Source organism: Alienimonas sp. DA493 (assembly GCF_043951915.1).
In the GTDB taxonomy this organism is placed as follows: Bacteria; Planctomycetota; Planctomycetia; order Planctomycetales; family Planctomycetaceae; genus Alienimonas.
Genome location: NZ_JBINJD010000013.1, coordinates 1 through 12,935, shown reverse-complemented (window position 1 = coordinate 12,935; position 12,935 = coordinate 1). Strand labels below are relative to the sequence as shown.

Below are 12,935 nucleotides of genomic sequence, written 5' to 3'. Positions count from 1 at the left end.
CAGAACGGATCGCCGAGGGCTACTGCGAGGGTTCCGAGGCGGCGGACGGTTCGCCGAACGTGGCCTGAAAGGTCGATCCCTCGCCCACCCGGGAACGCACCGACATGCCGCCGCCGTACCGCTGCACGATGCGACGGCACAGCGCCAACCCCACGCCGGTGCCGGGGACGTCCTCCGCGGGGTCGGCCCGATAGAAGACGTCGAACAGCTTCGGGAGGTGTGTCTCCGCAATGCCCACGCCGTTGTCGGAGACGGCGACGCCCGGCAGCTCCGCGTCGGCCGGGACGATGCGAATCCGCAGGTCCCGCTCCGGGCTGCGGTACTTGATCGCGTTGGCGATGAGGTTCTGAAACAGCAGGCTCAGCTGGGCCCAGTGCGCGGTGACGGTCGGCAGGGGCTCGCGCTCGACGGTTCCGCCCACGGAAGCCAGTTCGCCCTGGAAGCGGGCGAGGACGTGATCCACCACGCTATCCAACGCGATCGCCTTGGCCGGGGCGGAGGCGTTTTCGATCTCGGCAAAGTTCAGCAGTTCCCGCACCAGGTCCGAGAGCGTGCGGAGGGATTCCTCCGCCATCCCGACCATTTCCTTGCCCTGCTCGGACAGCGGCTCCATCCGCACGCAGCTGAGCGCCAACAGGGCCGCCGCCGCGGGATTCCGCACCTCGTGAGCGACGGTGTGGGCGAAGTTCCGCAACTCCTGGTTCGTCTTCTCCAGACCCAGCGATTTCTGCTTCCGCTCGATCGCGTACCGCAACGACCGCACCACCCGGTCCCGCGAGAGCTGCGATTTGACGAGGAAGTCCTGCGCCCCGTGGGAGACCGCCTCGGCGGCGAAGTCGAGATCGTCCAGGGAGGTCAGCACGACCACGGCCAGCTCGGGCCGGGCCCGTTTGAAGCGGCTGAGCGTGTCCGTGACGGCGCTGTCCGGCAGGCCGAGGTCCAGTAGGACCACGTCGATTTCGTGCGCGTCCAGAAACGCCAGCCCGTCGGCGAGGCTCGCCTGGCGATACAGCTCCACGCCGGACTGCCCGTCCGCCATGACCCGCCTGCGCAGCAGTTCGTAATGATCGTCCGAATCCTCGACGACCAGCACGCGCATCAGGTGCGAGAAAGACATAAACCGCGGCGGTGCGGGGTCATTGTGAGAGGGCGGGCCCGTCGCGGAGACCGGGGACGCGCAGCGGCGCCTGTCCGGTCGGGGGAAGTGTAACGCAGCCGACGCCCCTCTGCCCGCAATCCAATGCGGACTTCCGCCCGCCGGACCCGCCGCCGTGAAGCCGCTCAGGGCCTTCCCCTTCCAGGCGTCAGGGCTTCTCCCGGCGAGGGGCGAGGGTTTCCCCAGCCTAGACGGGGCGGGTCGGCGGCAGGTGAGCGTCCCAGCCGGTCCAGTAGTCGCACACGTCCCGGATCAACTGCTGAAAGTGCGAGAAGTTCAGCGGCTTCACGACGTAGCTGTTCACGTACCGCTGATACGCCCGCAGACGATCCCCGCGGTCCTCGGAGGAGGTCAGCACGACCACCGGGATCAGCCGCAGCTCGTCGTCCGCCTTCATCGCCGAGAGCACCTCGTGCCCGGAGAGCCGCGGGAGGTTGAGGTCCAGCAGGACCACCTCCGGCCGCTCGACCCGCTCGAAGGGCGCCTGACGGTTCAGGTACCGCAGCGCCGCCTCGCCGTCGTTCACCCGGTCCAGCACGTGGGCGGGCTGCCGGCGGGCGAAGGTCCGGATGACCAGTTCCGCATGATCGTCGTCGTCTTCGGCGAGCAGGAAGCGCGTCGGCCGAACGGTCGGGGGAGGCATGGGAGGGCGAACCTGGGCGATCAGAACGAGAAACCGGGAGCCGGCGCGGGACGAGACGGGGCGGGAAGATCTTAGGGGTCGGCGGGCAGATCGTGGGGGAGGGCGAGGCGGACGGCGAGGCCCCCGTCGGGCGGGTTTTCCAACCAGACGCGGCCGCCGATCAGCTCCACGATCTTGGCGACGCTCGCCAGGCCGATGCCGGTGCCCTCCTTTTGCATGTGCACGCGTTGGAACAGCTGCATCGCCTTGGCGTGGTACTCCTCCGGAATGCCGACCCCCCAGTCTCGGACGGTCACGACGTGTTCGATCGGCTGGGAGCGGCAACCGATCTCGATGCGGCGGATCTCGCCGTCGCAGCCGTACTTCAGGGCGTTGCGGAGCAGGTTGTCGAACACGCGGGACACGTCCTGCGGCCGGCAAAGGAGCGTCGGTAGACGGTCGACGACCTCCACCGTCGCCCCCCGCTCCGCGATCAGCGGGGCCAGCCCGTCGATCACCTCCGCCGCAACGTCGTTCCAGTCCACAAGACTCGGCTCCGACTCGCCGGTCCGGCCGATCTGGCTGAAGGCGAGCAGGTCGCGGATGAACGAACCCATCGTCTCCGTGGCCCGTTCGATCCGCCCGATCGAGTCCCGCAGTTCGTCGTACCGGCCCGCGGCGAGGTCCTCCTGGAGCACCCCCAGGAAGCCCTGCGCAGTGACCAGCGGGGACTTCAGGTCGTGCGAGGCGGAGTAGACGAACTGTTCGATCTCGTCCGTTTTTTGCCGCAGCCGCCGGTTGAGCTCCTTCATCTCCCGGGTGCGGCGGAGCACGAACACGGCCAGCGCCTTCTGGAAGTCGTCCGCGGTTTTGCGGTCCACCTCGGTCCACGGGCGGGAGAGCCCCTCCACCCGTTCGACCCACTCCGCGAAAGAGGCCCGCGGCCGCAGCCGGCCGGCCGCGTCGCGGGAGACGGCCTTGTGCGGGTTGCCCCCCCAGCGGATCGACCGGGCCTGTGCCTCCCGGAAGAAGACGATGAAGTCCCGCTCGCGGAATTGCAGCGCCGCCGCCCCGGCGACGCCGGCGTCGGCGATGGAGACGTCCGGCAGGTCCTGGCGGAGCGACTCCGTGAAGTACAGCCCGTCCCGGCTGCGATCCCCGAGGCGGTCCACCAGCCGGTCCACCTCCTCCCGCTGCGGCGCCAGGCCGGCGGTCCACACGTCGTCCCCGAACCGCACCGCCAGCCCGTCGGCCCGCATCATCTCCATCAGGCTCTCCGCGGACCCGGCGAGCTCCTCGATCAGGTCGTCCGCGGAGTGCAGCCGGTCCAGGATCTCGTTGCGATTGGCGAAGCGGGCCGCGAGCAGCCGGCGCAGCTGCCGTTCTTCGAGCATCTGCACCCGGATCGAGATCATCTCGCTGACCAGCGCCATCGAGTGCACCGCGTCCAGCGAGACCGTCCGCGGCTCGGCGTGGTGGCAGGCGATCAGGCCCCAGAGGCGGTCGTCGCACACGATCGACAGCACCAGGCTGGCGGAGACCCCCATGTTCCGCAGGTAGGTGCGGTGGATCGGCGACATGCTCCGCAGTCGGCAGGCGGACATGTCCAGCGGGGGGCGCTCCGATCCGTCGGGGAGCCGATCCGCGATCAGCTCCGCCGGTTCGTACCCCACGTCCGCCATCGCCCGGACGTGCGTGGTCAGGTACAGGGCCCGCGCCTGTTCGGGGATGTCGCTGGCCGGATAGCGCAGCCCCAGATACGGGCCGAGCGTTCCGCCGCGGCTCTCCGCGACGACTTCGCCGTTGAACTCCTCGTCGAACCGGTAGGCCATCACGTGGTCGAACCCGGTTTGCGACCGCACGACGTCCGTGACGATCGCGCACAGCTCCTCGACCGCCGTCACGCCCCGGGTGCGCTCCATCAGCCGTCCGGCGAGGCCGAACGACTCGTCCCAGCGGTGGCCGTCCTCCGTGTCGGGACGGGGCTCGCCGGCGGGGGCGAATTCGACGATCGTCTCCCCCCCGGCCCGGTGCAGGGCGGCCCGCAGCACGCGGTCCTCGCCCGCTGCGGGACGAGCTTTCACCATCGTCGCCCCCCGCCGCGGCTGCGTCGGGTCGAACCGGAAGCCCTCCGGCAGCCGCAGCGCCGCGTCCAGCGGCTTCCCGACGGCCTCCTCCGCCGCGACGCCGGCGAACTCCGCCAGGTTGCGGCTGGCCCGGGTGATGCGGAGGTCGTGGTCGACCGCCAGCAGCGCCCCGTGGGGCTGGATCGAGCCGGGGGTGCGAATCGGCTCGGAGGCGCACTCGGCCATCAGCGCTTCCAGCTCGGACTTGCCGGGCAGTTCCCCCGGAAGGGCGCCGGGGGGGCGGGCGGTGCGTTCGTCGATCGGGGCGGGGGAGGTCAACGCGGGGGGCTCAGCGGGGAATCAGCAGGGAAGGGGACGGGCCGACGGCGCGGGCTGGCGGAGGAACTGATCGAAGGCGGCGCGGGCCGCGGCGACGGCGGCGTCGCGGTCGGCCGCCGTCCGCACCCGGGCGTTCAGCCGCTGCTTGAAGGCGTTCCAGGGGCCGAGCGGGTCGGCGGCGTTGCGGAGGAAGAAGGAGGCCCCGGTCGTCGCCGTCGTTCCCAACGCCCGCCGGGCCTGCTTGGCGATCGTCAGCCCCCCCAGGGCGGAGCCCTCCAGCACGTACAGCACGCCCAGCAGATGGGCCTCCGTCGGGCCGTCGAGCAGAAAGAGCGGGTCGGCGGCCGGCGCCGCGGCGTCGGCCCCGAGCGCCCGCAGGTCGTCCCGCAACAGCGGCGTGCCGGGGCGGAACAGGCCGGCGGGCAGGGCGTCGGCCCGCGGATGGGCCGCGACCCACGCCTCCACCGGCGCCAGCGAGGCCGCGAAGTACCCCAGCAGGGCGGCGTAGCCCGCCGGGGACGCCAGCAGTTCGGCGAGATCCAGCCGCGCCTCGACCGCCGCGTGCCGCTCCCGGGTCGCCTCGCGCAGCAGGGCGGCGGCCCCCTCGGGCGGGGCGGTCGGCGTCGCGGGCTCCTTCGGCGACACGGGGCGGGGGCGCTGCGGCGGGGGCGGAACGGGGGGCGATCCTACCGCGGCGACCCCGTTTGGCCGCCTCGCCTCTGCCCGACGCCCGGTTCGGGGACCGCATGGGGCGCGAAAGTGCGACGAGCGGACGCGGGGATTTCCGGATGAGGAGGCGTTCACGTGCGGCGCCGGGGTTGCGGCGTTCGGGGCGGCCGTCACAATCACGCCGCCCCACGCCCCGTCCGCGCGGCCCCCGTCGCTTCTCGCGCCCGGGGTCCGTTCCGGATCGGGGTCCGTCCGCGACCGGCGACGACGCCCGAACTGCCCCCCGCATGATTCGCTCCGCACAACAGACGTCCGGCGACCGAGGACGGCTCATCCGGGTTCCCCGGGGGCTCGATCTGCCGATCGCCGGCGCCCCGGATCAGGCGCGGATCGATTCGAAGCCCGCCGCCCGCGTCGCCCTATTGGGCGACGACTACATCGGCATGAAGCCGACGATGCTCGTCGCCGAGGGCGACCGCGTGAAGCGCGGCCAGCCGGTGTTTGAGGACAAGAAGACCGAAGGCGTCGTCTTCACCGCCCCGGCGTCCGGCACGGTCTCGGCGGTGAATCGGGGGGCGAAGCGGAAGTTTCTGTCGCTGGTCATCGACGTTGAGGGCGACGACGCCGAGGAGTTTCCGGCCCACACCGGCGATCTGTCGGCCCTCACTCGTGATCAGGTTCGCGACGGGCTGGTGAGCAGTGGGTTGTGGCCGGCGTTCCGCGCTCGGCCGTTCGGCAAAACGCCGCCGCCGCGGTCCGTGCCGCACAGCATCTTCGTGACGGCGATCGACACGAATCCGCTCGCCCCGGATCCCGCGGTGGCGATCGCGGAGAAGGCGGACTTCTTCCGCTTCGGTCTCCAGTTGCTCCCGCATCTGACCGGCGGCCCGGTGTTCCTCTGCACCGCCCCCGGGGCGAACCTGCCCGGCAGCGATCTGCCGAAGATCGAAGTCCGCGAGTTCGCCGGTCCGCATCCCGCCGGGCTGCCCGGCACGCACATCCACGTGCTCGATCCGGTGCACCGCGGCAAGACGGTGTGGCACGTTGGCTATCAGGACGTGATCGCCTTCGGCGAGCTGTTCGCCACCGGGCGGCTCTCCAGCGAGCGGATCGTTTCGCTGGCCGGTCCGCAGGTGAAAGAGCCCCGGCTCATTCGCACCAGCGTCGGGGCCGATCTCGCGGCGCTGACCGAGGGCGAACTGAAGGCTGGGTTGAACCGGGTGATCTCCGGCAGCGTGTTCGCCGGGCACACGGCGCTGGGGCTGCACGCCTCCGAGCACGTCGGCTTCCTGTCGCGGTACGCCAACCAGGTCAGCGTGCTGCTGGAGGGGAACGAGCGGGAGTTCCTCGGCTGGCAGAAGCCCGGGTTCGACAAGTTCAGCGTGCGGCGGATCTTCGCCTCCGCGGTCTCGCCGGGGCGGAGCATGAACTTCACCACCTCGACCGGCGGCTCCCGCCGGGCGATGGTGCCGCTGGGGATGTACGAGCAGGTGATGCCGCTCGACATCGAGCCCACCTTCCTGTTGCGGGCGCTCGTCACCGACGACACCGAGAACGCCCAGTTGCTCGGGGCGCTGGAGTTGATCGAGGAGGACATCGCCCTGTGCACGTTCGTCTGCCCCGGCAAGACGGACTACGGGCCGATCCTGCGGGATCAGCTCGACACCATTGAGGAGGAGGGCTGAGTCGCAGGCGGGAGGGTGAAGGCGGGAGGCGGAAGTGACGCGCTTCCGGCCGACGCAGTTGACCCTTCCGCCCCGGTCCTGATCGTGCCGGCGTCGACCTCGTCCGTTCCCTCCGCCTTCCGCCTTCGCCCGTCCGCCTTCTTCAATGAAGCTGCTCCGAAGCTCCCTCGATAAATTCGCCCCCCTGTTCGAGAAGGGCGGGAAGCTGGAAAAGTTGTACCCCGCCTACGAGGCGGCGGACACCTTTCTCTACACCCCCGGCGAGGTGACCGAGGGGCCTAGCCACGTGCGCGACGGCATGGACCTGAAGCGGATGATGACGTTGGTCATCGTCGCGCTGATCCCGGCCATCTTCATGGCCTGCTACAATACGGGCTATCAGGCGAACCGGGCGCTGGTCACGGAGTTGGCCGCCGACGCCGCCGAGAACCGGCAGGCGTTCGCCGTTGAGGCGGAGCAGGCCCTCGACGCGCTGCCCGCCGGCGTGCTGGCGGACCTGCGGGCGGAGGAATTCGCCGAGTTGTCCGCCGCGACGCTGGTGCTCGAGCCGGCCGCGGAGATTGAGGCGGCCGCCGCGCCGATCGTGGAGACCACGCCGGAGGAATTGGAGAACGCGATCCTCGGCGACGGCGAGCCGACCGCGGAGCAGGAGGAGGAGTTCGAAGCCGCCCTCGCCGCCCGGGCCGCCGTGGACAAGCTCGTCCAGGCCCGCGTGCTGGAGGATCCGCATGTCGAAGGCTGGCGGGGCTGGGTTCTGGGCTCTCTGGGGTTGGGGCCGGACCCGGACAACTTCGCCGCCAACTTCCTACACGGTCTGCTGTGGTTCTTGCCGCTGTACATCGTGACGGTCGCCGTCGGCGGTACGGCGGAGGCGATCTTCAGCGTGGTGCGGGGGCACGAGATCAACGAGGGCTTCCTCGTCACCAGCATGCTGTTTCCCCTCACGCTGCCGGCGACCACTCCGCTGTGGCAGGCGGCGCTGGGCATCCTGTTCGGCGTGGTGATCGGCAAAGAGGTGTTCGGCGGCACCGGCAAGAACTTCCTGAACCCGGCGATGACCAGTCGGGCGTTCCTGTACTTCGCCTACCCGGCGGAGATCACCGGCGACAAAGTCTGGAACGCCGCCACCGGCGCCAGCGAGGCGGCTTACGACGCCTACACCAGCGCCACGACCCTCAACACGATGTCCACGATGCCGCGCGGCAGCAGCATGGCGGACCTGATCGAGAACAAAACGGCCGTCGACTGGTGGGACGCCTTCGTCGGCTTCATTGAAGGCTCGATGGGCGAGACCAGCGCCCTGGCGGCGCTCATCGGCGCCGCGATCCTGATCGGCGTGGGCGTCGGCGCCTGGCGGATCATGGCCGGCTGCGTCGTCGGCCTGCTGGCCTTCGACACGCTGCTCTGGCTGATCGTCGGCGACGGCCTCGCCTGGCTCGGCGTCCGCGAGGTCGCCGGCGTCGGCGATCCGGAAGCGATGTACGCGATGTACAACATTCCGCCTTGGTACCACCTCGTCGTCGGCGGCTTCGCCTTCGGGGCGGTGTTCATGGCGACCGACCCGGTCAGCTCCACGTGGACTAAGGCCGGGCACTGGTGGTACGGCATTCTGATCGGCGTCGTCACCGTGCTGATCCGCGTGGTGAACCCGGCCTACCCGGAGGGCATCATGCTGGCGGTGCTGTTCGGCAACGTGTTCGCTCCGCTGATCGACCACTTCGTCGTGCAGCGGAACATCAACCGCCGGCTGGCCCGGGCCAAGGCAACGACCGCCCGGCCGTCCGAGGACTACAACGTGCCGGCCCCCGCCGCCGCCTGACTCCCGCTGCGTACTTTCGTCGGACGTTCGCGTCCCCCGTCCCCGCTTTTTCACCCCGCCTCAGACGACCCGCCCCGTGGCCTTCAAGCCGAAAAATAAAGACTCGCTGGCCAACGTGCTGACGGTCTCGGTGCTGCTCTGCCTGGTGTGCAGCGCGGTGGTCAGCGTCGCGGCGGTGTCGCTGCGGGACCTGCAAAACGAGAACGAAAAGCTCGCCAAGCAGCGGAACCGCCTCATCGCCGCCGGCCTGATCGAGGTCGACGCCTCCAACGAGGAGGTGGAGCGGGTCTACTCCGAACGCATCCGCGAGCAGTGGATCAATCTGGCCGACGGCGAGCCGACCGTCGCCCCGGAACCCGGCACCAAGGCCTTCGACTTCGAGGCCGCTGCGGACGACGAGGACTACTCCGAACCGATCGCCCCGAAATACGGCGTGCCCGGCCGGCGACCGAACGTCGCCCCGGTCTATCAGGTGCTTTCCGAAGACGGGCAGACCGTCGAGCGGGTCGTGTTGCCGGTTTCCGGCAAGGGCCTGTGGAGCACGCTGCGAGCGTACCTCGCCCTCGAGGTGAACTTCGACGAGGACGTCCCCCGGGACCGCTTCCCGATCGCCGGCGTCACCTTCTACGAGCAGGCCGAAACCGCTGGCCTGGGCGCCGAGGTGGAGAATCCGATCTGGCAGGAGGACTGGCAGGGCCAGTTCGCCTTCGACGAGGAGTGGAGCCCGCAGTTCGAGGTCGCCAAGGTGCCCGCCCCGGAGGGCAGCGAAGCCGCCGCCTACCAGGTGGACGCCCTCGCCGGAGCCACGATCACCGGCAACGGCGTTGAGGCGATGGTGAACTACTGGCTCTCCGAAGACGCCTTCGGAGCCTACCTCCGCAAGGTCACGCCGGAGTTCCTGGAGATCAACCGCGTCAGTCCCGCCGCCGCCGAAGAGATGCTCGAGGAGGAGGCGGAGCGCACCGCGTCCTGATCGACCCGTCGCCGCTCCGTCCCGTTCGTCCGCCGCCCGTTTCCCGCCCCGCACGCCGCCCGGCACGCTATGGCCGCCCCCAAACCGACCTCGGTCCTCTTCGACCCCGTTTTCAACAACAACCCGATCGGGTTGCAGATTCTGGGGATTTGCAGCGCGCTGGCGGTGACCAGCCAGCTCAAGCCCAGCGTGGTGATGAGCTTGTGCGTGATCGCCGTCTGCATGTGCAGCGGCGCCGCGATCGCCCTGATCCGGGACTTCATCCCCAGCTCGATCCGCATCATCGTGCAGATGACGGTGATCGCCTCGCTGGTGATCGTGGTCGACCAGGTGTTGAAGGCCTTCGTCCCGGACGTGGCCCGGGAGCTGAGCGTGTTCGTCGGCCTGATTATCACGAACTGCATCGTGATGGGCCGGGCCGAGGGCTTCGCGATGAAGAACAGCGTGGGCCTGTCCGCCCTGGACGGCATCGGCAACGGGCTGGGGTACGGGTTGGTGCTGGTGCTCGTGGGCTTCTTCCGAGAGCTGTTCGGCGCCGGCAAGCTGTGGGGCTACGACATCTTCCCGGCCAGCTACAACGCCAACGGCCTGATGCTGTTGCCGCCGAGCGCCTTCTTCCTGATCGGGGCGTTTATCTGGATCGTCCGCACCTGGAAGCCGGAGCAGGTCGAGGAGGGGCACTGACCCGCTTGGGTTTTCGCTCCGCCGCCGTCCGCCACGCCTGACCGCACCCCGCCGCACCCCGCTCCGCCGCCATGACTGAAGCCTACCTCGGACTGTTCCTCAAAAGCGTTTTCGTCGAGAACCTCGCGCTCGCCTTCTTCCTGGGCATGTGCACGTTCCTGGCGGTCTCCAAGAACGTCAAAACGGCGATCGGCCTGGGCATCGCGGTGATCGTGATCCAGTCGATCACCGTGCCGGCCAACAACCTCATCTTCCAGCACCTCCTCCGCCCCGGGGCGCTGGTCTGGCTGGACCAGCTCGCCGGCACGGCGGAGTCGACGGACCCGGACCAGTTCAAGTTCGCCTCGCTGGACCTCAGCTTCCTGGGATTTATCAGCTACATCGGCGTGATCGCGGCGATGGTTCAGATCCTGGAGATGACCCTCGATCGCTACGTGCCGGCCCTCTACAACGCGCTGGGCATCTTTCTGCCGCTGATCACGGTGAACTGCGCCATCCTCGGCGGCAGCCTGTTCATGGTGGAGCGGAAATACGACTTCACGCAGAGCGTGATCTACGGCTTCGGCAGCGGCGTCGGCTGGGCCCTGGCGATCGTGGCCCTCGCCGGGATCCGCGAGAAGCTGAAATACTCCGACGTGCCGGACGGGCTGAAGGGCCTGGGCATCACGTTCATCACCGTCGGCCTGATGGCGCTGGCCTTCATGGGCCTCGGCGGCATCTAGTCGCGGGGAGCCCGTTCGCCGGGAGGCCGGGCGAGGGGCGAGGGATCCGAGTTGAAAGCGCCGCCGGCCGGCGGTTCGTCGTACAAGCCACCGATTTTCAAAGAGTCCGATGGACGCGTTTTATCCGATCCTGCTCGGCATCACCTTCTTCACGCTGATCGTGATGGGGCTGGTGACGGTCATCCTGCTGGCCCGCAAGCAGCTGGTGGCCAGCGGCGACGTGGAGATCAACGTCAACGATCAGAAAACCCTGCACGTGCCCGCCGGCGGCAAGCTGCTGGGGGCCCTGGCGAACAACGGCATCTTCGTCAGCAGCGCCTGCGGCGGCGGCGGCACCTGCGCCCAGTGCAAGGTGCGGGTGCTCGAAGGCGGCGGCGACCTGCTGCCCACCGAGGCCGGCCACATCAACAAGAAGCAGGCCCGCGAGGGCGAACGGCTTTCCTGCCAGGTCGCCGTCAAGCAGGACATGAAAATCGAGGTCCCGCCGGAGGTCTTCGAGACCAAAAAGTGGGAGTGCACCGTCCGCAGCAACGAGAACGTCGCCACCTTCATCAAGGACCTCATCCTCGAGCTGCCCGAGGGCGAGGAGGTGAAGTTCAAGTCCGGCGGCTTTATCCAGATCGAAGTCCCGCCTCACGAGGTGCACTACAAGGACTTCGACATTGAGGAACGCTTCCGCGAGGACTGGGACAAATTCGATCTGTGGCGGTACAAGTCCGTCGTCGAAGAGCCGGTGTTCCGGGCCTACTCAATGGCCAACTGGCCCGGCGAGGAAGGCATCATTCGCCTGAACGTCCGGATCGCCAGCCCGCCGCCGCGGGCGCCGGAAGGCACGCCGCCGGGGAAGGTGTCCAGCTACATCTTCAACCTGAAGCCGGGCGACAAGTGCACCATCTCCGGCCCCTACGGCGAGTTCTTCATTAAGGATACGAACGCCGAGATGGTTTACATCGGCGGCGGCGCCGGCATGGCCCCGCTCCGCAGCCACATCTTCCAGCTGTTCAAGGGCCTCAAGACCGACCGGAAGGTCTCCTACTGGTACGGCGGCCGGAGCAAGCGGGAACTGTTCTACATCGACGAGTTTCGGCAGATCGAAAAGGACTTCCCGAACTTCCAGTTCAACATCGCCCTGTCGGACCCGCTGCCGGAGGACAACTGGGACGGCTACACTGGATTTATTCACCAGGTGCTCCACGATAACTATCTGAAGGACCACCCGGCGCCGGAGGACATCGAGTACTACATCTGCGGCCCGCCGATGATGTTGCAGGCCGTGCTGAAGACGTTGGACGATCTCGGCGTAGAGCCGGAGAACATCATGTTCGACGACTTCGGCGGATGAGCGCCTCTGGTCGCCGGAACGCCGAGGCCCTGCAGGGCCTCGGCGTTCCGTTTTTATTGGCGCTCGCGCTGTGCGGCTGCGGCGCGGACCCGGCCCCGGCTCCCGTCCGTTGGGGCGGGCAGACGATGGGCACGACGTACTCCGTCGCCGTCACGGCGCTGCCGGAGGGCGTGACGAAGGAGGCGTTGGTCGCCGCGACGGAGGAGGAACTCGCGGCGGTGAACCGGCAGATGTCGACGTGGGACCCGGACAGCGAACTGAGCCGGTTCAACGTCGCGAACTCGACCGACTGGTTCCCCGTCTCGCCGGCGACCGCCGCGGTGACGGCCCTGGCGCTGGAGATCGCCGCGGAGAGCGACGGGGCGTTCGACCCGACGGTCGGACCGCTGGTCGATCTGTGGGGCTTCGGCGACGGAACCCGCCCGGTGCAGGCGCCGTCCGACGAGGCGCTGGCGGCCGCCCGGGAGGTCGTCGGCTTCGACAAGCTGGCCGTGCGGTTCGACCCGCCGGCGTTGCGAAAGGCGCTGCCGGGCGTGCGGGTGAACCTGTCGGCGATCGCCAAGGGGCACGGCGTGGATCGCGTCGCGGAGCGGCTGGTCGCCGCGGGCGTGACGGACTTTCTCGTCGAGGTCGGCGGGGAGGTGCGGGCGGCCGGGGCGAAGGCCGGCGGAGCGCCTTGGACGGTAGGCGTCGAAACGCCGATCCGAGATCCCACCGGCCGCCGGCGGGCGGTGCAGCGGGGCGTCGCCCTCTCCGGCGACCCGGCGTCCCGGGCCCTCGCCACCAGCGGGAACTATCGGAACTTCTACGAACTCGACGGCGAAACGGTCGTCCACACGATCGACCCTCGCACCGGCC

11 protein-coding genes are annotated in these 12,935 nt (G+C 69.2%); 7 read left to right on the top strand and 4 right to left on the bottom strand.

Annotation, left to right across the window (positions count from 1 at the left end; translation table 11 throughout):
• Window positions 1–19 precede the first annotated feature (19 nt).
• The 4 genes from ACG2DA_RS03365 to ACG2DA_RS03350 form a co-directional block, all read right to left on the bottom strand.
• Window positions 20–1,117 (bottom strand): ATP-binding protein, encoded by a 1,098-nt coding sequence (locus ACG2DA_RS03365; RefSeq protein ID WP_395254055.1) that lies wholly within the window; start codon window positions 1,115–1,117, stop codon window positions 20–22.
• Between the two features lie 226 nt (window positions 1,118–1,343).
• On the bottom strand, window positions 1,344–1,799 hold the full coding sequence (locus tag ACG2DA_RS03360; protein WP_395254054.1) for a response regulator: 456 nt from the start codon (window positions 1,797–1,799) through the stop codon (window positions 1,344–1,346).
• Between the two features lie 71 nt (window positions 1,800–1,870).
• On the bottom strand, window positions 1,871–4,183 hold the full coding sequence (locus ACG2DA_RS03355; protein WP_395254053.1) for an ATP-binding protein: 2,313 nt from the start codon (window positions 4,181–4,183) through the stop codon (window positions 1,871–1,873).
• Window positions 4,184–4,204: 21 nt separating this feature from the next.
• Window positions 4,205–4,828, bottom strand: a complete 624-nt coding sequence (locus ACG2DA_RS03350) for a biliverdin-producing heme oxygenase (protein WP_395254052.1) — start codon at window positions 4,826–4,828, stop codon at window positions 4,205–4,207.
• 311 nt (window positions 4,829–5,139) lie between these two features.
• On the opposite strand from ACG2DA_RS03350, the gene ACG2DA_RS03345 reads away from it, so the two are divergent.
• The 7 genes from ACG2DA_RS03345 to ACG2DA_RS03315 all read left to right on the top strand — a co-directional run.
• Window positions 5,140–6,537: a Na(+)-translocating NADH-quinone reductase subunit A gene (locus tag ACG2DA_RS03345; protein WP_395254051.1), complete on the top strand. Its 1,398-nt coding sequence runs from the start codon at window positions 5,140–5,142 to the stop codon at window positions 6,535–6,537.
• Window positions 6,538–6,682: 145 nt separating this feature from the next.
• The gene (locus ACG2DA_RS03340; RefSeq protein WP_395254050.1) at window positions 6,683–8,356 is read left to right on the top strand and encodes an NADH:ubiquinone reductase (Na(+)-transporting) subunit B; all 1,674 of its coding nucleotides are present in this window, start codon (window positions 6,683–6,685) and stop codon (window positions 8,354–8,356) included.
• Window positions 8,357–8,432: 76 nt separating this feature from the next.
• Window positions 8,433–9,329, top strand: coding sequence for an NADH:ubiquinone reductase (Na(+)-transporting) subunit C (gene nqrC, locus ACG2DA_RS03335; RefSeq protein ID WP_395254049.1), 897 nt, complete (start codon window positions 8,433–8,435; stop codon window positions 9,327–9,329).
• A gap of 69 nt (window positions 9,330–9,398) precedes the next feature.
• Complete coding sequence (locus ACG2DA_RS03330) at window positions 9,399–10,013, top strand: NADH:ubiquinone reductase (Na(+)-transporting) subunit D (RefSeq protein WP_395254048.1); 615 nt, start codon at window positions 9,399–9,401, stop codon at window positions 10,011–10,013.
• Window positions 10,014–10,084: 71 nt separating this feature from the next.
• Window positions 10,085–10,735 (top strand): NADH:ubiquinone reductase (Na(+)-transporting) subunit E, encoded by a 651-nt coding sequence (gene nqrE / locus ACG2DA_RS03325; protein ID WP_395254047.1) that lies wholly within the window; start codon window positions 10,085–10,087, stop codon window positions 10,733–10,735.
• Between the two features lie 109 nt (window positions 10,736–10,844).
• Window positions 10,845–12,077 carry an NADH:ubiquinone reductase (Na(+)-transporting) subunit F gene (gene nqrF / locus ACG2DA_RS03320; RefSeq protein ID WP_395254046.1) on the top strand — a complete coding sequence of 411 codons (1,233 nt, stop codon included), beginning with the start codon at window positions 10,845–10,847 and terminating at the stop codon, window positions 12,075–12,077.
• The coding region (locus ACG2DA_RS03315) for an FAD:protein FMN transferase (RefSeq protein ID WP_395254045.1) at window positions 12,074–12,935 on the top strand (862 nt) is incomplete at its 3' end. The genes nqrF and ACG2DA_RS03315, both read left to right, overlap by 4 nt.

What these genes read in the sequence shown, in the direction of transcription:
- ACG2DA_RS03345 (WP_395254051.1), top strand. Translation starts at nt 5,140, where the DNA reads ATGATTCGCTCCGCACAACAGACGTCCGGCGACCGAGGACGGCTCATC.
- ACG2DA_RS03340 (WP_395254050.1), top strand. Translation starts at nt 6,683, where the DNA reads ATGAAGCTGCTCCGAAGCTCCCTCGATAAATTCGCCCCCCTGTTCGAG.
- ACG2DA_RS03365 (WP_395254055.1), bottom strand. Translation starts at nt 1,117, where the DNA reads ATGTCTTTCTCGCACCTGATGCGCGTGCTGGTCGTCGAGGATTCGGAC.
- nqrF (WP_395254046.1), top strand. Translation starts at nt 10,845, where the DNA reads ATGGACGCGTTTTATCCGATCCTGCTCGGCATCACCTTCTTCACGCTG.
- nqrE (WP_395254047.1), top strand. Translation starts at nt 10,085, where the DNA reads ATGACTGAAGCCTACCTCGGACTGTTCCTCAAAAGCGTTTTCGTCGAG.
- ACG2DA_RS03360 (WP_395254054.1), bottom strand. Translation starts at nt 1,799, where the DNA reads ATGCCTCCCCCGACCGTTCGGCCGACGCGCTTCCTGCTCGCCGAAGAC.
- ACG2DA_RS03330 (WP_395254048.1), top strand. Translation starts at nt 9,399, where the DNA reads ATGGCCGCCCCCAAACCGACCTCGGTCCTCTTCGACCCCGTTTTCAAC.